20 protein-coding genes are annotated in these 23,808 nt (G+C 44.5%); 3 read left to right on the top strand and 17 right to left on the bottom strand.

What is annotated here, in order from left to right; all coding sequences use genetic code 11:
* Positions 1 to 57: 57 nt before the first annotated feature.
* Positions 58 to 321, top strand: a complete 264-nt coding sequence (locus tag ACJ28U_RS01250) for a PspC domain-containing protein (RefSeq protein WP_010373952.1) — start codon at positions 58 to 60, stop codon at positions 319 to 321.
* A gap of 131 nt (positions 322 to 452) precedes the next feature.
* Here the strand turns inward: ACJ28U_RS01250 and ACJ28U_RS01245 are convergent, their stop codons facing one another.
* From ACJ28U_RS01245 to ACJ28U_RS01195, 11 genes are all read right to left on the bottom strand, one after another.
* Positions 453 to 1,694 carry a NupC/NupG family nucleoside CNT transporter gene (locus ACJ28U_RS01245; RefSeq protein WP_407618147.1) on the bottom strand — a complete coding sequence of 414 codons (1,242 nt, stop codon included), beginning with the start codon at positions 1,692 to 1,694 and terminating at the stop codon, positions 453 to 455.
* A 176-nt stretch (positions 1,695 to 1,870) separates the two neighbouring features.
* Complete coding sequence (locus ACJ28U_RS01240) at positions 1,871 to 3,430, bottom strand: bifunctional metallophosphatase/5'-nucleotidase (RefSeq protein ID WP_407618146.1); 1,560 nt, start codon at positions 3,428 to 3,430, stop codon at positions 1,871 to 1,873.
* Between the two features lie 105 nt (positions 3,431 to 3,535).
* Positions 3,536 to 4,330, bottom strand: a complete 795-nt coding sequence (phnE, locus tag ACJ28U_RS01235) for a phosphonate ABC transporter, permease protein PhnE (protein WP_407618145.1) — start codon at positions 4,328 to 4,330, stop codon at positions 3,536 to 3,538.
* Complete coding sequence (gene phnE / locus ACJ28U_RS01230; RefSeq protein WP_085639202.1) at positions 4,330 to 5,112, bottom strand: phosphonate ABC transporter, permease protein PhnE; 783 nt, start codon at positions 5,110 to 5,112, stop codon at positions 4,330 to 4,332. The genes phnE (ACJ28U_RS01235) and phnE (ACJ28U_RS01230) overlap by 1 nt, the downstream gene beginning before the upstream one ends.
* Before the next feature lie 2 nt (positions 5,113 to 5,114).
* Positions 5,115 to 5,882 carry a phosphonate ABC transporter ATP-binding protein gene (gene phnC / locus ACJ28U_RS01225; RefSeq protein WP_407618144.1) on the bottom strand — a complete coding sequence of 256 codons (768 nt, stop codon included), beginning with the start codon at positions 5,880 to 5,882 and terminating at the stop codon, positions 5,115 to 5,117.
* Between the two features lie 169 nt (positions 5,883 to 6,051).
* Positions 6,052 to 6,984 (bottom strand): phosphate/phosphite/phosphonate ABC transporter substrate-binding protein, encoded by a 933-nt coding sequence (locus tag ACJ28U_RS01220; protein ID WP_010373964.1) that lies wholly within the window; start codon positions 6,982 to 6,984, stop codon positions 6,052 to 6,054.
* Between the two features lie 342 nt (positions 6,985 to 7,326).
* A complete protein-coding gene (gene ascB / locus ACJ28U_RS01215; RefSeq protein WP_407618143.1) occupies positions 7,327 to 8,763 on the bottom strand; it encodes a 6-phospho-beta-glucosidase in 1,437 nt (478 codons plus the stop codon).
* A 27-nt stretch (positions 8,764 to 8,790) separates the two neighbouring features.
* A complete protein-coding gene (gene ascF, locus ACJ28U_RS01210; protein WP_407618142.1) occupies positions 8,791 to 10,701 on the bottom strand; it encodes a PTS cellobiose/arbutin/salicin transporter subunit IIBC in 1,911 nt (636 codons plus the stop codon).
* 344 nt (positions 10,702 to 11,045) lie between these two features.
* On the bottom strand, positions 11,046 to 12,368 hold the full coding sequence (locus ACJ28U_RS01205) for an LCP family protein (protein WP_407618141.1): 1,323 nt from the start codon (positions 12,366 to 12,368) through the stop codon (positions 11,046 to 11,048).
* A gap of 181 nt (positions 12,369 to 12,549) precedes the next feature.
* Positions 12,550 to 13,506: a thymidylate synthase gene (locus ACJ28U_RS01200; RefSeq protein WP_407618140.1), complete on the bottom strand. Its 957-nt coding sequence runs from the start codon at positions 13,504 to 13,506 to the stop codon at positions 12,550 to 12,552.
* Positions 13,506 to 13,991 carry a ComE operon protein 2 gene (locus ACJ28U_RS01195; RefSeq protein ID WP_407618139.1) on the bottom strand — a complete coding sequence of 162 codons (486 nt, stop codon included), beginning with the start codon at positions 13,989 to 13,991 and terminating at the stop codon, positions 13,506 to 13,508. The genes ACJ28U_RS01200 and ACJ28U_RS01195 overlap by 1 nt, the downstream gene beginning before the upstream one ends.
* A gap of 409 nt (positions 13,992 to 14,400) precedes the next feature.
* Here ACJ28U_RS01195 and ACJ28U_RS01190 point away from each other — a divergent pair, with 409 nt between their 5' ends.
* Positions 14,401 to 14,634: a Veg family protein gene (locus ACJ28U_RS01190; protein ID WP_010373978.1), complete on the top strand. Its 234-nt coding sequence runs from the start codon at positions 14,401 to 14,403 to the stop codon at positions 14,632 to 14,634.
* A 54-nt stretch (positions 14,635 to 14,688) separates the two neighbouring features.
* Here ACJ28U_RS01190 and ACJ28U_RS01185 read toward each other — a convergent pair whose 3' ends face one another.
* From ACJ28U_RS01185 to ACJ28U_RS01160, 6 genes are all read right to left on the bottom strand, one after another.
* On the bottom strand, positions 14,689 to 16,053 hold the full coding sequence (locus ACJ28U_RS01185; protein WP_099087666.1) for a hemolysin family protein: 1,365 nt from the start codon (positions 16,051 to 16,053) through the stop codon (positions 14,689 to 14,691).
* Between the two features lie 88 nt (positions 16,054 to 16,141).
* Positions 16,142 to 17,512, bottom strand: a complete 1,371-nt coding sequence (locus ACJ28U_RS01180; RefSeq protein WP_043941993.1) for a hemolysin family protein — start codon at positions 17,510 to 17,512, stop codon at positions 16,142 to 16,144.
* A 59-nt stretch (positions 17,513 to 17,571) separates the two neighbouring features.
* The gene (rsmA, locus tag ACJ28U_RS01175) at positions 17,572 to 18,468 is read right to left on the bottom strand and encodes a 16S rRNA (adenine(1518)-N(6)/adenine(1519)-N(6))-dimethyltransferase RsmA (protein WP_010373984.1); all 897 of its coding nucleotides are present in this window, start codon (positions 18,466 to 18,468) and stop codon (positions 17,572 to 17,574) included.
* Positions 18,468 to 19,028, bottom strand: a complete 561-nt coding sequence (gene rnmV / locus ACJ28U_RS01170) for a ribonuclease M5 (protein ID WP_407618138.1) — start codon at positions 19,026 to 19,028, stop codon at positions 18,468 to 18,470. Before rnmV ends, rsmA begins: the two co-directional genes overlap by 1 nt.
* Positions 19,028 to 19,834, bottom strand: coding sequence for a TatD family hydrolase (locus tag ACJ28U_RS01165; protein ID WP_099087668.1), 807 nt, complete (start codon positions 19,832 to 19,834; stop codon positions 19,028 to 19,030). Before ACJ28U_RS01165 ends, rnmV begins: the two co-directional genes overlap by 1 nt.
* Positions 19,835 to 20,002: 168 nt before the next feature.
* Positions 20,003 to 22,156, bottom strand: coding sequence for a cation:proton antiporter (locus ACJ28U_RS01160; RefSeq protein WP_407618137.1), 2,154 nt, complete (start codon positions 22,154 to 22,156; stop codon positions 20,003 to 20,005).
* Between the two features lie 262 nt (positions 22,157 to 22,418).
* Between ACJ28U_RS01160 and ACJ28U_RS01155 the strand changes: the two genes are divergently transcribed.
* Positions 22,419 to 23,753 (top strand): ISL3 family transposase, encoded by a 1,335-nt coding sequence (locus tag ACJ28U_RS01155; RefSeq protein ID WP_407618136.1) that lies wholly within the window; start codon positions 22,419 to 22,421, stop codon positions 23,751 to 23,753.
* Positions 23,754 to 23,808: the final 55 nt, after the last annotated feature.

Below are 23,808 nucleotides of genomic sequence, written 5' to 3'. Positions count from 1 at the left end.
TTTTGCTACCCCCTTTAACAATTCACTTTGGGTTCATATAGAAAGAAGGTTTTCATTATGGCAAGTAAGAAACTAACGAAGTCAAACGACAAAGTCTTTAGCGGTGTCCTTGGGGGTGTCGCTGACTATTTCAATTTTGATGCAACGCTTGTACGTATTATCTTTGCGGCCTTGGTTGTATTCACCGGCTTTTTCCCAATGGGTATTTTGTACATCATTGCGGCCGTTGTTATGCCCGATGCCCCAACTCACCACGAATACGAGTTCAAGGATGATAGTCGTAAGGACATCACCCCAAACCGTTTTGACGACGATATTTAATAGGCTTAACGAAAAAACACCGCATCGCGCGGTGTTTTTTTGATTGGTAATATGGATGATCATCAATACTCCAACAAAAATGAGCGTCACCGCAAATGCAGTGACGCTCATTTTTTACACTTTAAATTTGTTTACCAGCTGAACAATCCAACCATCGCCGCTGACATCAATGATACCAGGATACCTGATACCAAAATCAATGGCACGTTAGCTGCAATCAATTCGGCCTTTTCACGATTAACCAGGCTCTTGTATGAACCGATAATCATCCCCAACGTTCCAAAGTTGGCGAAACTCGTGACGAACACCGTCAAAACAGCGCGCGCGTGAGCTGACGCAAACATACCTGAGTGGTGAGCAACTTGCTTCGACACTTCTCCCATCACCACAAATTCATTCGTCACCAACTTCGTTCCCATGTATTGGGCAATGTGGAAGGCATCGTCGACATTAAAGCCGAGCAACCAAGCAAATGGGAACATAATGACCCCGAAGATGTTCTCCAATGATAGCCATGACAATGTCGTCAATGACAACAAGTTGTCGATCAAAGAAGCCAACCCAACGAAGGCAATCACCGTGGCTACGATAATAACCGCAACCAAGCCAGCCCCTTGGATAGAGTCACCCAAGAACGCAAAGAATGGTTGACGCTTGATCTTACCGTCTTCGGTTGTTTCATTGTGATCCAAGACCGCGATTGTATCATCAGCTTCCGCCACTTGCGTTGGATTCAAAATCGTCGTCATCATGATAGCACTCAAGATGTTCAACGGAATCGCCGTCAACACGAATTGACCAGGCATCATCCCAACGTATGATCCAACAATGGCAGCCGTAACAGTACTCATCGACATCATAGCAACCGTCAAATTACGCTTAGCGTCCATTTGTTGTAGTTGCAACTTAGAAACGGCCAATACCTCAGTCGTTCCCAAGAACATCATTTCAACTGAGAAAAATGATTCAAACTTAGGTTGACCTGTCAAAAATGACAAACCACGACCAACCCACTTAACCAACCATGGCAAGACACCAATGTATGTCAAAATATCAAACATTGGAATAATCACCAAGATTGGCAAAACGGCTGACGTCACAAAGTTCATTGTCCCTGATGCAGGCTTTACCCAATCAGGCAACGCAAAAGCAATACCATCAAAGGCCGCACTGGTTAGCCATTCAAACCCATTCGCTGCGGCTAGCACAGCATCTCGACCAATTGAAAAACTCGTAAAGAACCAAGCCAAAATTAATTGGATAACCAAGATGACACCAACCGAACGCCACTTGATGTTCTTACGATCACGTGAAAATAAATATGCCACCCCTAGGAATACAAAGATTCCGAGGATGTTCATCAACAATAGCATGTGCTACTTCTCCTTGAGGGGTTCTTACTTATGTAAAATAACTTAACAAATTAAGTGTATCAAAAGTAAGGCCTTTGTAAAACGGTTAACCTCGATAATCCATTCGGTAAAACGTTTAACGTGCCAAAATTAACTAAAAAAACTGTTGCGTATGCCACACAACAGTTCCTTTTTAACTAATTTTGAAAGCCAACCGCCGTGATGTTGGTTGGTTGGTCAATATGAATTTCAGGGTGGGCCATAATATAGTCACCAATCAATTCAGCTGTTTCCAACTGCACTTCACGTACAATTTTATCCGTACTAAACATCGTGAAATTACCAGCCCCACCGGCACGATAGTTATTCATTGCCACTTCATAGGTCGCCGTCATCTCTAATGGTTGGTCTTGATATGACACCGCCGTAACCCGATCGCCTGCTGGTCGACTAAAGTCAAACGTATAATCAATGCCACTCCAAATATCATAGTTGTAGTGCTGAACTTTCGGCTCAATAAACAGTGGATTAACCGTCAACGCGCCATCAGCTGCCACTGTAAAGTAACGCCCGTTCACCTCCAAGGCATCCTTAATATCTTGCCCTGTCAACGCTTCCACAACTAATGTATTAGGATAAATATAGTTAGTCATAATATCACGTAACGTGACATCATTCGCCAAACCACGAACTTCATCATTAAATAACGCCGTGTTTGCGATAGTGGTCTGCGTTGCGTCCATTTGGACACGGTTCACCAATTCAATAAACGGGTGACTGTGAAGGCGCGCCGCAAAATGATTGGTAATTTGCATATTGTCACCAACCGTACCGACTGCCGTATCAAGCCATTGATTTGTTTGGCTTTGCAGTGGTTCGATTAGTGCCACGATATCTGCCCGTTCTGCGGCCTCCGCCGTCTTGATAAGGCTGGCTTCCCGACCGACAACCGTCTGTTGCTCGTCTAAATCAAGGGTGATTAGCCCAACGTTATCCGCCCGGTAACCCGGTTGTGTCGTCGGTACACCATCCGCAACTTCGGCAATCATTCGGTGTTGGTGACCTGTGACAAGTGCATCAACACCTGGCAAATGCAATAATTGATACCCTTGGTTTTCAGAGGTCAAGCGTTCCAGTGGCTCGCCAGTTTGCAAATCTTCCGCAAAACCACCGTGATAGGCAATTACCAGCACATCAACTTGAGGGCGTAACTCAGCAATATAGTTTTGGGCTACTTCAACCGGATCGGCAAATAATAGCCCTCGAATATTGTCAGCTTGTTCCCACTTGGCTACGTATTTGGTCAACAAACCAATCACACCAATTTTAACGCCCGCCCGTTCAAAAACAGCGTACGGCTTACCAATAAACGGTTGGTGCGTTTCTGCATCAAGAACATTCGCATTTAACAATTGTGGCGTATCCGCCATCACGCGCTCCAAATAATCGCGACCGTAATTAAATTCGTGATTCCCAAAGACGCGGACATCATACCCGACCGCGTCGGCCAATTGTTGATAAATCCCCGCATCCTCTGGCGCTTGTTTTTCCACGTAATTCGTCAGTGGGGACCCTTGAATAAAGTCCCCATTTTCAATCGTGACAACCGCTTCGCCATGTGCCGCCCGTTCTTGCAACGTTGCAATAACAGTCGCCGCACGCGTTAAGCCCAGTCCGTCATTTAATAATGGTCGACGAAAATCATCCGCGCGCACATAACCATGCACATCAGACGTTGAAATGATTGATACTCGCATCTCTTATATCCCCAGTCTATTTTATGTACAACAGGCTGCCAAATTAAATTCAGCAGCCTGTTTTCACTCATTTTTACTATGTTATATTCTATGCTAATTTAGCTGTTAAACCAACTTTTTACGGAGTTGACCTGACAAGAAATCAATCACCGTGACCATGATAATGATTCCAAGCAGAATGATACCCACCTTTGGCCATTGACGCGTTTGCAACGCAAAAATCAACGGCGCTCCGATTCCACCGGCACCAACCATTCCTAAAATAGCTGCTGAACGAACCGCAATTTCGAAACGGTATAACGTGTAGTTCATAAACTCTGGCATAACTGCTGGCAATGTTGCCAATGTTAACCCATCGAGCGCCGAACCACCGGCTGCGACAATCGCTTCATTCGGTCCACGATCAATGTTTTCAACTGCCTCCGAGAATAGCTTCCCTAGCATACCAATCGAGTGAATCGATACTGCCAAGACACCCGCATATGCCCCTGGTCCAACTGCCTTGATGAACATAATGGCCAACACAATTTCCGGGAAAACACGAATAATCGTTAAAATGACCTTACCCAATGTTGACCGTGGCGTGAAGAAGCCTTTCTTTGTGCGCGCAGCTAGAAATGCAAACGGTACTGATAAAATAGCCGAAATAAACGTTCCTAAGAAGGCAATGGCCAGCGTTTCCACCAACGCGGTTACTAAGTCTTCACCATCTCCCGTATAAACGTATGACCAATCCGGATGGAATAAGCCATGAAAAATGGCCTTCGTAATAATCAACGCTTGTGGCTTAACTGACGCTAACGGAATGCCCGAGAAGGCCCAAGCAAAAATCAAGACCACGACTGATGTAATCACCCAAGGACGGAATCGTTGCCATGGGCTTTGTTTTACTAATTGCATTATGCCAACGCCTCCCGTAGTCGATTAGAAATACCATCCACAATAATAACCACGACTAAAATTGCCAAAATAACAATCGCTGTGCGGTCGTAGCGGAAGAGTGATAACGTTTGACTCAAGTAAAGTCCAACGCCACCGGCACCCAAATAACCAAGGACCGTTGATGCACGGACGTTGATTTCCAACGTATAAAGGAAGTAACTCAAAAATTGGTTAAACACCTGCGGCACAACCGCAAAGACAATCGTTTGAATACTGTTTGCGCCAGCTGCCGTCAAAGCTTCGATTGGTCCATCATCAATCGTTTCAATCGCTTCGTAGAACAACTTTGAAATCATCCCAAAGCTGAACACTGTCAAAGCCCCAACTCCGGCCATCGGTCCAATACCAACAATCGCCACGAACAACGCCGCTAAGAGCAAATCAGGTAACGCACGAACCAGGTTCAAAAAGAAACGAATGATGCCACGCGCCACCGCGTTTTTCATGATATTGCGTGCTGCTAACAAACTAAATGGTACGGCAATAATGGTCCCGAGCAATGTCCCAACCAAGGCCATTTGAATCGTTTCTAAGATCGGCGTCACAATCGCTGATACATATGACCAATCTGGTTGCGTCATCTTAATCAAGATTTGCCAAAATTGATCCCAACTAAAATCCGTCGAGACACCCGTCATTTGTCCTGACCCAAATAAGATCAAGATGACAAGCACAACTGTCAGTAAGCCTTTAATGTGCCATTTTTGACTAAACTGACGCTCTGGTAATAATGATTCCATGACTACTCCTTGTCCCAAGCTTCAGCGTAAATACCGTCAAAGTCGTGCTCATTAACTTCAGCAATCGGCTTATCATAAACCAACTTCCCTGCACGCAACCCCACAATCCGGGTCGCATATGCCATTGCAAGTGGCACACTGTGCAAGTTAACCACCACCGTCATCCCCAAATCCCGGTTTAGATGTTGTAAATCATCCATCACCATCTTGGTCGTCTTCGGATCCAATGACGCAATGGGTTCATCGGCCAAGACAACCGTTGGTGATTGCATCATCGCCCGTGCAATCGCGACACGTTGTTGTTGACCACCTGACAATTCATCTGCACGTGTATAGTATTTGTCGAGCATATTCACCTTATTCAAATTTTCAGCAGCCTTCTCCTTATCAGCTTTTGAAAACAGGCCAAATGTACTCTTAAACGTTGAATAATACCCAACACGACCGGCCAAAACATTCCGGGCGACTGACGCGCGCTTTACCAAATTAAAGTTTTGGAAAATCATGGCAATATTCCGTCGCAACACTCGCAATTGACTACCCTTAGCTTTGGTAATATCTGCCCCATCCAATAAAATTTCACCCGCTGTGACATCGTGCAAGCGGTTGATTGCCCGCAACAAGGTACTTTTACCAGCCCCCGATAGACCAACAATCACCACAAATTCACCTGATGCAATATCTAAGTTAATGTGATCGAGTCCCACTGTCCCATTTGGGTAAACTTTTGAAACATCTTTTACTTGGATTGTGCCAGTTTGGCTTGCCATATTCATTCCCCTGATCGTTTTACTTAACAACTAATCAACTTGCTTAATCGTTTTAAAAAATATGTACTAAGAACGAGCTTCACCGGTTAAAACACGACCAGGAAACTCGTTCTTCATTTGTCATCACTGTTGGCCTCCATGTGACCAATCAGCCTTATTTAATTTAGCCTTAGTTGATACCTTCAACAGCCTTTTGGTACTTACGGACAACGTTAAAGTTTGAATCCTTTGACTTTGCAACACCAGCCCAGCTGTATACATCGTTCAAAACCTTCTTACCTTCGGTTGTCTTTGATACCTTAATCATCGCGTTTTGGATCGCCTTGGTATCAGCCTTTGAAATACCCTTACGCAAGGCAATGGTATCATTCGGAATCTTAGCTGTGTATGTCAAAACACGCGTGTCCTTAAAGACATCTGGGTTATCCTTCTTAACGACGTTACGTGCGTCATCAAAGACGAAGGCTGCATCTGTGTCACCGTTCATTACTGATAGCACACCTTGATCGTGACCCTTAACTGTCACCAACTTTGCGTCCTTCACGACGTTGACACCCTTCTTCTTCAAGTCAACAACCGGGAACATGTACCCTGCATCCGACGTCGTGTCTTGCACGGCAATCTTCTTACCCTTCAAATCCTTAACAGACTTAATCTTTGAGTCCTTCTTAACCAGCACTTCAGCACGGTAGTAATCAACAAGCTTGTCGGTATTTGAACCGTCCCCCTTCTTGTCGTTAATGCCGTAGCGTTGTGATTGCAAGATAACCTTTGCACCGTATTGCTTGTGAGCTTGTACATATGGGTCAGGTGGCAAGAAGCCCATGTCAACCTTCTTTGAACCCATTGCCTCAACGACTGTGTTGTAGTCCGTTGAGATTGTTACGTGAACTGGAATACCCAATTGGGCCTTCAACAACTTCTCCAATGGCTTAGCCTTGGCTTGAATTGTGTCAGCCTGTGATGATGGAACGAACTGTACATTCAATTCCTTCAAATCAACCTTTTTGTCAGCTGCGTTAACTGATGCCGCTGGCAATGCTGTAACTAATGTTGAGGCTGCAATCGTAACTGCAGCACCCGCAACAAGCTTTTTAAACATGTCCCCTAGTACTCCTTAGTTGTCTGTTCCTAATTATCATTACCTAAATTGGCAACCCATTTAAAGGTTGTATTAAGGATAACAACGAACATTATTTACGTCAACATCATATTTGTTCATTTTTGACGTTAAACGTTTTAACAAAAACAAAAATTATGATTATTAGTTCGTTTTATGAAGTTGTCCAATCCCTTCTACACTTATTAGACTACTCGTCCAATATTTAGGCTTAATTATGATTTCTTTTTGATTCAGTATGCGTTACGTAAACAGTGGCTTTACAATTGATAATTCTAAACAAAAGAGGTTGGGACAGAAATCTCTGCACCAACCTTTTAACATTTATGACAAGACCGTCCCATTTGAAGCGATAACTTGCTTATACCAATCAAACGACTTCTTTTTCGAACGCTTCAAAGAACCGCTACCGTCGTTGTTCTTATCCACGTAAACCATCCCGTAACGCTTAGTCATTTGGCCTGTTGAGGCCGCGACCAAATCGATTACACCCCAGGCAATATAACCCATCAATGGCACACCATCAGCCATTCCGTCGGCCATCGCCTTAATGTGCTCACGGAAGTAATCAATGCGGTAATCATCATTGATTGACCCATCAGCAGCAACTGTGTCTTCAGCGCCCAAACCATTTTCAACTAAGAACAACGGCTTTTGATAACGGTCATACAACTGGTTCATCGTAATGCGCAAGCCAAGCGGATCAATAACCCAGCCCCACTTACTCGTTGGTAAGTAAGGGTTCTTAGCTGACTTCACGACGTTACCTTCATTGGCCGTCAACTCATCTAAGTTGTGCGCCGATGTACGTGACGCATAGTAACTGAATGACACAAAATCAACGGTATTCTTCAAGATTTCTTCGTCGCCGTCAGCCATCTCAATCGCATCAACACCCTTAGAAGCCAACAAACTCTTCATGTACGATGGGTAATAACCACGTGCCTGCACGTCAATAAAGAATGTATTGTCGTGGTCATCTAGCATTGACTGCCAAACGTCTTCCGGTTTACTCGTATAAGGGTAGAAACTACCGCCTGCAATCATGCATCCAACTTGGGCAGTTGGCAACATCTCATGAATCATCTTCACCGTCAACGCACTTGCAACCAACACGTGGTGCGCCGCTTGATACGTGACCTGCTTTTGATTTTCACCAGGTTGGAATGCTAACCCAGCCCCAGAAAATGGACTGTGCAAGATAATGTTAATTTCATTAAATGTAATCCAGTACTTAACTACATCACCAAATTCTTCAAAACATGTCTTCGCATAGCGGGTGAAGAAAGTAATCATCTCACGACTACGCCATGAACCATAGCCGGTTACTAAGCCCATCGGTACATCAAAGTGCGCCAATGTTACCAAGACTTCCATACCATGCTCACGGCACGTTTCGAATAGCGAGCGATAGTAGGCAACCCCTGCCGGATTAGGCGTCTCTTCATCACCATTTGGATACAAGCGACTCCATGAAATTGATGTTCGGAATACTTTCAAGCCCATTTCTGCTAGCAGGGCAATATCGTCCTTGTAGCGGTGATAAAAATCAATTCCGGTATGGCTTGGATAGTACAACGTTTCGTCCAATTCAGGTTGCGCCACTTGACCCAACTTAACCGGCATCCGCTTGTCGCCAATTGGCAACATATCAATGTTACTCGTGCCACGGCCACCTTCATGCCAAGCCCCTTCAGTTTGATTGGCAGCAATTGCGCCACCCCACAAGAAATCTGCTGGAAATACAGTATTCGTCGTCATAAATCTCTGCCCTCTTCTTCGTTAAACTTACGCCATTGCTGGTTCCGTGTCTGCTTCCTTGTCATGGTGGAACACTTCCATCACATGCTCCTTGAATGAAACGTGCCCCGGCTCCACTGGCGCAATATCCTTAAATTGATCTGAATTTGTAATCACAACCATTGTCGTCGTTGGCAATCCGGCCGCCTTGATGGCATCCAGGTCCGCTTCCAACAACTCGTCACCGACTGCAACGCGATCTCCCGCTGCCACCTTAGCCGTGAATGGTTCACCATTTAATGAAACCGTATCAATACCAACGTGAATCAACACTTCCACACCGTTATCGTCTGTCAAGCCGATGGCGTGCTTCGTTGGAAAGACCGTTGTGACAGTACCTGCAATTGGTGACACAACCTTACCATCTTCTGGATCGATTGCCATTCCCTTACCAAGCAAGCCCTTTGAGAACACTTCATCAGCAACATCGTGCAAGCCCTTAGCCATACCAGTCATCGGTGCCATTAGCTTAACGCTGCCGTCATTTGTCATATCTGCTTCGTCATCTTCGACTGGAATATCTTCAAACCCAATAATCAATGTCAAAGCAAATGACACGACTACTGAGATTGCCATAACGGCTGCAATCCACAAAATGCTAGTTGGGTTGTCTTTATCAATAAATTGCACTGACGTAAACAAGCCCGGCGCTGCCATTGAGTGGGAAGCCAAGCCTGCCAAACCTGCAACCGCACCAGCAATAAAGCCGGTAATCACTGAAGCAATCATTGGTCGCTTCAAACGAATTGCGACACCATACAAAGCTGGCTCTGTAATTCCTGCAATCAATGCTGAAGACGCTGCCGCCAAAGCTGTTTGACGCAATTCACGATTCTTCGTCTTCATCGCAACGGCCAACGAAGCACCACCAAGTGACATATTAGCGCCAATTTCAGATGGCATAACCATTGCTTCTGAACCAGTTTCGGCAATCGTCGTCACAATCGTTGGTGTAAACACACGGTGCATCCCCGTCATCACCAACAATGGCCAAATCGCCCCGACAATCGCAACAGCTAACCAGCCAAGCTTACCGTGAATACCGTAAACAACGGCTGAGATACCGTTACCAAGCCAAACACCCATTGGTCCAACCAATGAAATGGCAATCACCGCTCCCACCAACAAAATCAACATTGGCTTCAAGAAGTTCTTCATCACCACTGGCGTAATACGATCAACACCTGCTTCAATGTAACGTAGCAACCATGCCATGACGATGGCAGGAATAATTGTGTACGTATACTTCACTGACGTAATCGGAATCATCGCCAACGTCACAGCTTGACCTTCAGCTGCCTTAGCCATCAAATCCATAAATGCTGGGTGAACCATCAACCCAGCAATTGCGACAGCTAAGTATGTGTTCGTACCAAACTTCTTCGAGGCTGATACTGCCACCAAAATTGGCAAGAAGAAGAATGAGGCATCCCCAATGGTATTTAACAAGACATACGTTGATGATGTTTCACCTGCAACACCCGTCATGAGCAATAACATCGCAAGCAGCTTCACCATCGAGCCCCCGATAATCGCTGGAATCAGCGGTGTCATCGTCCCAATAATGGCATCCAAAATCGTCATGCCCACGCGCTTTGGCGTCCACTTTTGCTTTTCCTTTGGCGCATCGTCTTGTGCAACACTACCTTCAACACCAAGTGGCAAAATTTCCTTGTAGGCAGCGGCCACGTTATTGCCAATGATCACTTGATATTGGCCACCCTGCTTCACTAACCCCATAACACCCGGAATGTTCTTCACTTTTGTATCATCGGCCTTGCTCTCATCTTTCAAAATAAAGCGCAAACGCGTCATGCAGTGTGTCAAATTCGTAACATTTTCAGCGCCACCAACACCAGCCACAACATTGCGTGCTAACTTTTTAAAGTCTTGTGCCATGTTTTCTTACCCCTATTAACTAAAAATCCCCGTTTTTTTATTACATACTTAATGATAGCGTTTACATTCGCGCAATTGTTGGGCGAATTATGCCCAAAATGTGAACGCGCATGTGCATTCGTATGTTTAATTTCAATCATTTTCATGACGTTAACATACATCAGACATGTAAATGATATGTAACTCCCCAATTGCGTTCAATTTAGTTACACATGCTAACAAGTTCAGTCTATTGTAGGCGTCACAAAGATGCAAGCGCTTTCATTTTTCAATAGGCCGAAATTTTTGGCTAGAAAAAAAGAACGAGACCCCGGATTCTATCCTAGTCTCGTTCTTTTCAGTCATTATTGACCATAATAATTAGTTGTTGCTCCGGTTGTATCAGCCGTTGTGCCCGTGCCATATGTCGTGGCACCAGTCGTTGCGTCTGTACCCGTCGCTGTGCTACTGTCATCCGATTCAGAATCATCAATATCAGAAGCACCGGTGGTTACCAAGCCGTTTGCCAACAGCGTTGCCGCTGTAACTTCACCACCGTACATGTTACCAGTCTTCTTGTGCTTCAAGCCCAATGACTTGCGCAAAACATTGGTTACACGTTGCTTTTCTTCTGGTGAAATCAACTCAGAAGATCCCGAAGACAATGTCACTTCAGTTCCCTGGGCATGATCAGTCTTGATATTCTTCGCAGCACTCAAGTACTTCGAAATAATGGTCGTCATATCTCCAAAGGTCAAATCAGTCTTCGTTGAATCTGACAAGGTATCCAAGAACTTCGCATTCACGAGCTTCGTTGGATTGCTCTTTGCCTTATCAACGATTGCTTCGAGCACCATACGTTGGCGTTCCTGGCGACCGTAATCACCTTGCGGATCATCATAACGCATACGAGAGAATGCCAACGCTGCCTTACCGTCCATCTTATGGTAAGTGTGCGTCACGCCATCTTGGGCCGTAAACGTATACGTTGATGAGCCCTTCTTGAAGCTAAACAAGTAACCTGCGTCATCATGCGCCGTATAAGGGTTATACGCAAAGGTCAGCGGTGACTTTACCTTCACCCCATCAAGTTCATTAATGACCTTTTCCATACCGCCCATATTAACAAGCGCGTAGAAATCAATCGGTACATTTAGCCAATCTTGAATGGTTTGAATAGTCGTCTTGGCCGAACCAAATTCGTAAGCTGAATTCAACTTCTGTGGGAATTCATCCTCATAACCAACTGGGGCAATCACCGAATCACGTGGCAATGACATAATCGTCACTTTATCCTTCTTCGGATTAACGGTCACTAGCATCAATGAATCTGTACGTCCCTTATAGTCACGTCCCAGTCCCCCTGTATCAGTTCCCAATAGTAAAATCGAGAATGGCTTACCATCTGACAACACATCTGACACGTCGCGAGCTTTTTTCAAACCAGTGCTTTGATAAGCATCATCCACTGCGTTCTTTGTATTATTGTAGGCAATACCAAACATCACTCCCACGGCCAATACAATCACAGCTACGACTGCCAAAATTGTATTACGTACCCGCACTTTGTCGAACTTTGGCCCGTCCCCTTTGGGATTCAAATTCGGCATTCGTACCTTACTCAGCGGGTCATTAGCCGCACGTTCTGCCTCTCGACGTGCAGAACGTGAATTTGGCTCATTATCCATGAGCGTCTCCTCTCTTGTCTGGTCAGTAACCAGGCAATCAACTTTCTTGACTGTTTTAGTTATCTTTTTAATATTACGAGCTAGAACTTTAATGAAACTTATCGTAACCTATTCATTTTAATACAAAAAGGACGCCCCGTCAGCATATCTAGCAACGGAGCGTCTTTTTCGTGTCTATTTTTTAAACAGCTACCGGCGCCTTAATCGACTTAGCCGGCTTATAGCCCTCTACTTTAATATCATCCATCGTATAGTCAAAAATTGATTTTACATCTGGATTCAATACTAATTGTGGTAATTCAACCATCTCGCGTGACAACTGTTCAGTCACTTGCGCAATGTGATTAGAGTAAATATGTGCATCCCCCAACGTGTGGACAAATTCACCTGCTTCGAGTCCCGTTTGTGCGGCAACCATGTGCAACAGCAGCGAATATGACGCAATGTTAAACGGCACGCCCAAGAAAATGTCTGCCGAACGTTGGTACAGTTGCAAGCTCAATTTGCCATCGGCCACATAAAACTGGAAAAGCGTGTGACATGGTGGCAATGCTTGCGATGGCACATTTTCTGGATTCCACGCCGTTACAATCAATCGACGTGAATTAGGGTTGGTCTTAATTTGGTTGACCACATCGTCAATCTGATCGATAAATCCACCCTGCACCTTACGCCAATGACGCCATTGCGCACCATAAACATCCCCAAGTTCACCATATTGCTTAGCAAATTCATCATCCGCTAGAATTCGGTCCACAAACAATTGATGTTGTTCATCATATTGTGACTTAAACGCTTCATCAACTAATGAACGGCGCCCAAAATCAGTCATATCTGGCCCAGTGTAATCTGCTGATTCAATCCAGTTCTTGAATGCCCACTCATCCCAAATATGATTGTTATGTTCCAAGAGGAATCGAATATTGGTATTTCCTTGCAAGAACCACAACAACTCACTCTTAATCAAACCAAACGGCACTCGCTTTGTTGTGAGCAGCGGAAAACCCTCCGCCATGTCAAAGCGCATCTGGCGACCAAACAGCGACCGCGTCCCCGTCCCCGTTCGATCACCTTTGGCATGCCCCGTCTCTAACACTTCCTGTGCTAAATCCAGATATGCTTGTTCATTCTGACTCATTAGTTCCCCTCCATTACGTACTTTTCAAAATCGACTAACTGAACATCTGCTTTCGTCAATGGCACTTGTTGCAAGGCGACATTTTTCGCCTTAATCAATGACATTGCAAATTCGTCATTATTATAATTACGCAAATAGTTTATTTTCTTAATACCCGCTTGCAACAAAAACTTCGTGCAGTGGACACACGGAAAATCTGTCACGTAGATTTCAGCACCTTCTGCCGCAATTCCCATCTTTGCTAATTGCATCAAAGCATTCTGTTCGGCGTGAACCGCCCGAATGCAGTGTCCATCTACCAATAAATCACCAACTTCCGTGCAGTGTGGTGTACCGGTAACTGAACCGTTATAGCCACTCGCAATGATTCGGCCATCTTTGACGACTACCGCGCCAACGTGCAGGCGTGTACAGGTACTACGCGAAGCCAGCATCGCTGCTTGCATCATAAAATACGCCGGCCACCCAATTCGTTCGTCTTTCATTATCGCAATCCCCTCTTGCTGTGTTTATAATTCAAGATTAACAGAATTCACGAACTATACAAGTCTTGACTTATTCAATAGTACGGCAATTAAATAAGTGCCATTTATCAAATGTTCGGCGAAACGCAACACAATCAGCCACGCTAAATCAAAACGTTTGCTTTTCCGACAATTCTCCCCGACCACTTGTTGCGCTATTCGGAATTATGTTATTTCCCCCCAGATCTGTAAAATCATCTCCAAAAATCTAATTTTACAAAATGCTTGATAAAATTATTTCGTGTTGTTAATTTTCTTTTTTTATGCTAAAATTAACGATAGGTTTGGTGCACACTTTTTGTGCACCGGTTTTACGCAGCGATTTCATTTGTCGCTGGTTGTGAGGACAGCCTCACGAAAGGAGTGCCTTATGCCTGCAGCATTAGCAGAAATTAAGCAACAATTAGACGATCACATCGGCGAGCCAATTACGTTGGTTACCCACGAGAGCCGCCACCGTACGATTGAGCACGAAGCTGTCGTACGCGAAACGTTCCGTTCAGTATTCGTATTGGACTTGAAGCAAGATGGTAATGAATTCGACCGTGCTTCATTCAGTTACACGGATATCTTGACGGACAACATCGAGATCACTTTCGCCTAAAAATTAAAATCCCTGAGCGACAAATTTTGTCGCTCAGGGATTTTTTGTTACCTATTATTTAGTTTCTGTATCCGTCGCCACGTCATTTGATTGACGTGAGACTTCAAATTCATTAATATATGCATCCTTAAAATCGAGTGGCTTAATTTCAAAGTCCACAACGCGAATTGCTTCACCCACAGTTGGGTTTGGCTTTTCTTCCAAGAAGAATCCCGTTAGCGTCACCATTTCTGAGTCATCAAATGGGCGAATATCCGTGTGGAAGTATCGTTCGAAATCATACAACGTCATCTTACCGGATACCTTATAGTGCATGTTACCCTTTTCGTCTGATCCCATCTTTTCAACTAAATCATCCGCAACAGCATCCATTTCATCACGCACTGAGCCAAACAGCTCTTCATAAATATCCTTGTCCGTCACAATACCTGACGTACCACCGTATTCATCCTTCACAATCACAATTGGCGTCCGACGCGCAATCATCTCTTGCAAAACATCTTGAATTGGCATATTTTCAGAAATCGTTGGCATCCGACGAATAATCTTCCGGACTGAAATTTGGTCATTCACTTGCGACTGACGCATCAAATCGTAGTTAAATACGTAACCTAAAATCTTGTCCTTGTCATTATCAGCAACCACTGGGAAGCGTGAGTGCTTCGTCTCAAAATAGCGTTGTAACGTATCATGCACCGTGTCTGTGATATCAACAACATCCAACTGGGTCCGGTCAATCATAATATCAGCCGCCACCTTGTCATTCATTTCAAAGGCACGTTGCATAAAGACGTAATCTTCTTCATCCAGTTGCCCACTGCGCGCTGCGGTACGTGACAAACTCAAAATTTCAGCTTCTGAGTAAACCTCATCACCTTCACTAGCTGGCTTCATGCCAAACAAGCGTGTGACACCTGTCGCAGAGACATTCAGCAACCATACGAATGGGTAGAAAATGATGTGGAACAAACGCAATGGCGTTGCCACAAATAATGATACCTTAACCGGAAAATCAATCGAAACGTTTTTTGGTACCAATTCGGTAAAGACCACCTCAACATACGTCAACAAAACCAACGCAATAATCGAAGCAATCACACCTGAGCTTGGCCCTGTCATTTTTTGCAAAAGACCCGCATCCAACAACAAGTGTGCAATCGTCTCTTCACCCATCCAACCAAGAATCAAACCAGACAACGTAATTCCCACTTGGGTCGTTGAGAGATACTCATTCAAGTTTTCAACCATGTGAATCGTTGTCGCAATTTTACGCGAGGGTTTTTCGCGACTCTCTTGCAACTCAATTAGCGCACTTTTGCGGACCTTAACCAAGGCAAATTCAGCCGCCACAAACAGCGTTGCAAATAGCAACACAATGATAATGACGACAACTGAACCCCATAATTGTCCTTCACTCAATTTTATCTTCCTACTTTCTTTTTATACATATTCAATGTCCCAATTATAACAAAAAACCCTGATGGGTATCAGGGTTTTGCTTACATGCTTAATTATTTTGTTGGTCTTCATTTGAAGCATCAGCAACTTCAGCTTCAGGCAAAGCCACGACCTCAAATTCTTCAATGTACGCATCCTTGAAGTCCAAGGCCGTAATTTCAAAGTTATTAATCTTAATCGCTTCACCAACTTGGAAGTCAGGATGATCGTCTAGGACATATCCCGTCAACGTCACCATTTCTGAATCTTCGAAAGACTTGATTTCTGTCTTAAAGAATCGCTCAAAGTCGTACAACGTCATCTTTCCAGACACCTTGTAGTGCATGTTACCATCTTCGTCAGAACCAAGCTTTTGAATCAAATCATCTGAGACATCATCGATTTCATCACGCACTGTACCGAACAATTCTTCATAAACGTCCTTGTCCGTAACGATACCTGATGTTCCACCATATTCGTCCTTAACAACGACGATTGGGGCACGGTGTTCAATCATTTCTTGCAACACTTCCGTAATCGGTTGGTTTTCAGAAACGACCGGCAAGTTACGCAACACCGTACGAACAGAGGCGTTCATACTCAAACGGCCTTGACGAACCAAGTCATATGAAAAGACATAACCAAGGATCTTATCCTTATCATTATCTGCCACCACCGGCATACGTGAGAACTTTTCCTCAAGGTACAAGTTCAACGCATCACCGATCGTATCCGTGACATTAACAACTGTCAATTGCGTACGGTCAATCATAATATCAACCGCCACCTTGTCATTCATTTCAAAGGCACGCTTCATAAACGTCAAATCTTCTTCGTCAATTTCACCAGCATCCGCGGCGTCCTTAGACAAAGACAAAATTTCATTTTCAGAATAAATATCTTCATCGGGATGTGCATTAAATCCAAGCAACTTCGTAACCCCAGCAGCTGTTCGGTCAAACAACCAAATCAAGGGATACAAAACAATGTGGAAAAACATCACGGGACGCACAATGAACAATAGCACCTTAACCGGTTGGTCAATCGCAATGTTCTTTGGCACCAAATCGGTAAAGACCGCGTGGATAAAGGTAAAGATCAAAATTGCCGCGATAGATGCCACACTGTGTGCAATAGCTGGTGGCAACACACCTGATGAGATAATCAAGCTGGCAATAAACGCCTCACCCAACCAACCCAAAATCAATGACGTCAGCGTAATACCAACTTGGGCAGTTGATAGGTACTCTGTCATGTGGTGTGTCATGTTAATCGCATGTGTTAAATTTTTTGATGGTCGCTTGCGTGCCTCTTGTAGCGCGCGCAAGGCTGAAGGACGCACCTTAACCAGTGAGTACTCAGTCAATGTAAACAAGACTGCCAGCAACAAAATGATAATAATCACAACAATATTGGTCATAATAGACGGACCGGAATCCATAATTTTTTTACCTCTTCTTTAATAAAAATATTTTGTAATAAGAAATATTATAGCAAAAATCAGGCGTTGTAAACACCCGCATCAAATAATGCGTTATGTAGTTCAACAAATCGCTCCAAAGAAAGCTTTTCAGCTCGGGTTCGTGGGTCAAGATCAATGGCTGCCAACGCTGCCGTTAACTTTGCCTGCATGGCTTCACCCTTCCCAAATGCCGTTGTTAAATTGTTCCACAAAGTCTTACGACGCATGACAAAGCCAATCTTAAACAACTCGAATAAACGCTTTTCATCACGTGGTTGAATGGCCAACGGCTCACGTGGCGTCAATGAGATAATTGCTGAATCAACGTTTGGATTTGGCACAAACGCTGTTCGTGAAACCGTAAAGGCCAACTTCGCATTCATGCGATATTGAACAGCCAACGTCAATGAGCCGTAATCCTTTGTACCTGGTTCAGCTGACAAGCGATCAGCAACTTCCTTTTGCATCATCACGACGATATTATCGAAATGGATACCCGATTGCAAAACTTGCATCAGAATCGGTGTCGTAATGTAATATGGCAAGTTGGCGACCAACTTCAACGGTGCAGTCACATCCTCGAATTGCTTGGCAAATTCCTTTTCCAAATCAACCTTCAGAATGTCATTGTGCACAATCGTGACGTTATCATATGGTGCCATAGTGTGGTCCAAAACTGGAATCAAACGGTCATCAATTTCAAAGGCCACAACCTGCTTAGCGGCCCGGGCCAACTGCTCCGTCAACGCCCCGATACCAGGTCCGATTTCAACAACGTTGTCGGTCTTTTGTACATCCCCAGCTGCCACAATATTTTTCAAAATATTGATATCAGTCAAAAAGTTTTGTCCCAAAGACTTCTTCGTGTTGATACCAAATTGGTTCATAATCGCTTGCGTACGCACAGGCGTCGCAATATCAGGTACATCAGACATTAATTCTTCTCCTCGTCCATCTCTTGCAAGACGGTGTTTAATTCTTCATTCGTCACGCCAAACATATTTAAGCGCTTCAACAGTTGTTTGCCATTGACATATCCTAAGCCCAGGCGTTCTGACACGTATTCACGGCGTTGGGCTGCGTTAGCTCCAGCCATTAAGCCCAACCTAATTAAATCCGCTCGGGTAATGTCGGATGACATATCCACATCACCTGCCGTATACACCTTGCTCAGCGCCTGCTGAATATCAGTCGCCGTTGCATACTCAATGCCTAAACTATGATGCTTGATCTGTCGCCCAGCCTCATCTTTTGTTAAAAAAGCATGTTTGGCATCTGGCACGACTGCTGTAATCAGCTTACGCAAGCGCTCACCATTGAAATCAGGGTCCGTAAAGACAATGATGCCCCGTGTTTGTGCAGCCCGCTGAATCGCTTGTAACGTTGCTTCAGACAAAGCCGATCCATTCGTTTCAATCGTATCTGCCACCACCGCATGGCGCAGTACTTCCGTATCAGCCTTACCTTCAACCACAATCACTTCTTTAATCTTCATTACTTGTCCAAGTGCCACAAGCGGTGGGCGTTTTCTGTCGTAATGGTAGCTAAGTCATTGTATGACATACCAAGTTGCTCAGCAATATTCGCAATCGTGTAACGGACAAACATTGGTTCGTTTTGCTTGCCACGCATTGGCGTTGGTGCCAAATAAGGCGCATCCGTCTCAACTAGCAGGCGATCCAACGGCACTGACTGCAATGTCTCATGGACATCCTTAGCATTTTTAAACGTGGCAATGCCTGAAAATGAAATATACATCCCCAAATCCAAGAATTGCTTGGCTTCATCTGCCGTACCTGTAAAGGAGTGCATCACACCACCGAATTCTGCGACGTTCGCATCCTTCAAAACATCATACGTATCCGCCGTTGCTTCACGTGTGTGGATTGTCACCGGCTTGTGGAACTCACGTGCCAAGTCTAATTGTTGCTTAAAGACCGCTTTTTGCACGTCTGGGGTTGGATTTTCTTCCCAGTAATAGTCCAAGCCCATTTCACCAACACCAACAACCGCTGGGTCAGCTAATTGTTCGCGCAAAGTGGCAATATCTTCAGGCTTAAAGTCGCCACTTTCGCCCGGTTGCCAACCAACGATGGCATTTACCCCTTCAAATTCATGAGCGATTTCAATGGCACGTTGATTACCGACTGTATCGTAACCAACCACATTCATTTCAACGACACGATATTCACGTGCACGTGCCCAGTAAGCCGCCACATCATGCCAGAAAGCTTCATCATTCAAGTGCGTGTGCGTATCAAAGCTGTCTGCTGGACGCTTTGTTGGATCGTAAATTGCCATGTTATCTCCTAATTCTAAACGTTTGTGATACTTACTATTCTATCACAGCAACCATGCCCATATAAATCATGCCCCTTCATGATTTATCTAAAAAAAATACGGCGAAAGGCATGTTAAAAACCTCACCGCTAACCAAGCACAAAATCGGTTAACGATGAGGTTTTTATCCTACTCTTCTGAGTCAGTCGCTAAAACTAATGCTTGTGCAGACGTGACTTCGTTATATAGTTCATTAATTAACGCTGCACTGAAACGGTCATTTTGACGACCATCCTGCACGTACGTCAACTCTGCTCCCAGCGCCCCCAACAGTACCGCCTGCTCTTCAGCCGTGGATACTTGCTGGTCGTGGAAACGATCACGCTCTTGCGCAGCTACATCGCGCAGTGCCACTACATAACGTGGATCTTCGTCACTTGATTCAGCATGCGCAATAAATTCCGTCACCGCTGGTTCACTAATTTCCGCAATTTCCGTAAATACCAATTCACGACTCGATTGATACTTGGCAACGGCATCTTCTGGACTGTGGTAATTCATCCGCTTGACGGCCGCAAATTTTTTCTGCATCCGCAAAGTTTGTTCCAAATCATGCTGTTCATGTTCCGTTAACGTACGTCTTGCTGCCTTATGTTGTAACCGATCAACTCGTCGTTGCATCTTAGCTGCAATTTTATGCATACGTTCTTCAGGTTTAATTTGGCGGGTATTTACCAGTCGTAGCACAACGCCTTCCAGAATACGGAACCACATCCGGACATTATTTGATCCACGGGCCCAGCGTGCATCAGCATTCGCTTTCACACGGCGATAGTAAACCATCGTCGCTTGTGAGACTAAGCCAGCATCAATCGCGGCATCTACCGCATCGTCTGTCACCCGTTGAATATCGGTTTGCGCCCGTTGCCAGAGCGCCCGGTCCAATTGATCAGCCCCATATCCCAGCTGATCTTGTAGTTGGCCAATCACATTCCGCTTAACAGAATTAGAAACATTCAGTGTCTCAACATATGCCATACCTGCGTTAATCATCGCAATATGTGCTTGCGAGTACTCGGTCATATCATAATCAGCCTGAACCTTTGGCAAAAGGCGTGGCAAGATAAACAAGGGTGCTACCAGGCTGACAATAATCACGTTAGCCGCAATCAAGAGCAACATATCACGGTGTGGGAATGCCTGACCATTTGTTAACGTCAACGGCAATGAAAAAGCCATAGCCATCGTCACGGTTCCGTGAACGCCACCTAATGCGAAAATCCACGCATCACGATTTTTATGTGTCTGATCAACCATTGATGCCATTGGCGAATCGCGGTCAACCCGTTCAATCATAATGTGCCTAAACGCTGTCATCACAGCATAAATTGCCAATCCGATGCCAATGTACCCTAACCATGTTGCGATTGGTTCATGGAGATACGTCCTGAACACTCGTACCAATGATAAGCCTAACAACACAAACACAAGTCCATTCAATAACTGTGAAACAATCGTTGTTAATTGATTATTCAAGTTATTTAATTGTGATGACATAAATTGCGTGTGGTGTTTTTCTTCGTTCGAGATAATCCCCATCACCACCACCGCGATAATTCCTGAGACGCCAGTGTGTTCTGCCAGCCCGTATACGAGAATTGGCGATAGTAGGTAGATCATAACATGCGCTACTGTATCGTCAAATTGGGCTCTCAAGAGGTGCTGGCGGATATATAACAACACCACCCCGGCAATTGCCCCAACAATGGCGCCACCACCTGCGACAACTAAGAATTCTTCAAAGCCGTGAACAAATGAAAACGTCCCCGTATTCATCCAAAGAAGGGCCAGCTCCAAAACAACCAAACCAGTGGCGTCATTGAACAATGATTCCAAATTTAAGGCCCGGCCAATCCCTTTAGGAACTGCTAGCCCTTCTGTAACTGACTCTAATGCAGTGGCATCCGTTGGTGTGACAATCGCAGCCAAAGCCAAAGCCATCGGTAACGCCCAACCAATGGCCCAGTGACCAAATAACATCAACACCACAACCGTCATCACAGCAATAATCCCTGCCAAACTAATAATGGCACGGAAGTTTTTAGATACCAATCGCACGTCAGTTCGTTGACCTTCATAAAATAGCAATGGCGCAATTATCAGCATCATAAACCATTCCGGGTCAAGCTCTACAACTGAGTGGCGCAACACTGGAATCATTGCCAGAATAATACCACCTAAGATTTGCCAAAATGCCTTGGGTACTCGTGGCATTGCTTGCGACAAAAGGTTCGCAATAATAATGGTGAGTATCATCGGCACCAGCGTATAAAATATTGTCATAATTCTTTCCTGTTTTCAGAATATTACAGCAAATCAGGCTTCGAACCCCCATCCTCGCTGATCAATACCCTTATTTTAACAAAAAGGAAGCGATGTATCGGCCATCGCTTCCTTAATTTGGCTCTAAAATATTTGGTACTGATGACCACTCGCTCACGCGATTGGTTGTTGGTACCTTTTTTGGTTTTTGGGTGTAAAAATAAAAAAGGACAGACCAGCTGCAACCAGTCTGCCCAAAATACCCTCGAAAGGATATCCCAACATGGATAACGATATCAGAATTTTAATTGGATTAACAGACTTAAATGTCGAATTTGATCCAAAAGCAGAACAACACTTCAGTGAAACTAATCTCAACGGAACAGCCACAATTACTTGGAATCTCCTTCTGACATACGCTACCAACTGCGAAAAGTGTGGAACTCCAATGGTTCACAACGGTACCAAAATGGTTACTCATAAAGGGCCACGTAGCGCATTCAAGTTTCAAAACTATAGAATTCGAAAGCAAAAATTCCTATGCAAGAAATGTGGACACACGTCTATTGCGCACCTCAGCGACATTCAACCAAACAACCATATCATCGATAAGGTTAAACAAACCGCAGCAATGGAACTAAGCGAAAACGTTAGTCAAAAGCACATTGCCTTAGACAACAACATATCAACACAAACCGTAATGCGCGCAGCCGAAGGCTTATTCGTTTACAACAAAACAAATTTCCATTACCTCCCCCAAAGCATCGCGTTCGATGACTTCAAATCAGGTAAGTTCGCAACTAACGGAATGAGCATGATTTTAATCGATTCTGTTAACCACCGCATTCTAGACGTCATGAAGGATCGCGGTGCTGGTCAACTCCGTGCCTATTTCAATCAATACAGCCCAGCAGCTCGAGCTGCTGTTAAAACCATAACGGTAGACTTATTTACTCCTTACCGAGCCATGATTAAGGATTTGTTTCCAAACGCAAACATCGTGGCTGATAGATTTCACGTTGTAACTCAATCATACCGTGAACTCAACAAGGTTCGAATCAGCGTTATGAAGCGATTCGGATCAGACAGCAAAGAGTATCGCCAACTAAAGCGGTTCTGGAAACTACTTATGAAGCACGAAACTGCGCTTGATTACACGACCCGAAAAAATCGAATCAATTTTAAGCATGCCTATTTAACTGATAAAGAAGTTATCGACCGCCTACTGGCGCTCTCTGATGAACTGCGTGACGCATACGCTTTCTACCAAGGGATTCTTTACGCCATCGAAACTCGTGATGAAGCTGAACTCAAATCTGTTCTACACCCCACAAAAAATGATGCCCAATACCGCTCATTGCCAAAGGCAATGAAGAAGGCTCGTCGCACTATCCGCAAGCACTTCGGCGAAATAATAAACAGCTTCATCTACGGATTCTCAAATGGACCAATTGAAGGTTCAAACAATAAAATCAAAGCAATTAAGCGTACGGCATACGGCTTCCGTAGTTTCAAAAACTTCCGTCTACGTATTCTTATCTCATTCAAGAATAGTTTCTACTCAATGAACTATAAGCAAAAGGCAGCTGATCTCAACAATGTGAAATCAGCTGCCTAAGCAAGGTTCAAAATATTAAATTTTACCGGTCATCAGTACCATTTGACTTTGAACC

The sequence above is a fragment of the Weissella sp. MSCH1 genome (genome assembly GCF_045799135.1).
GTDB lineage: Bacteria > Bacillota > Bacilli > Lactobacillales > Lactobacillaceae > Weissella.
Note: the sequence above shows the minus strand (reverse complement) of the source record. Positions and strands in the feature narration are given on the sequence as shown.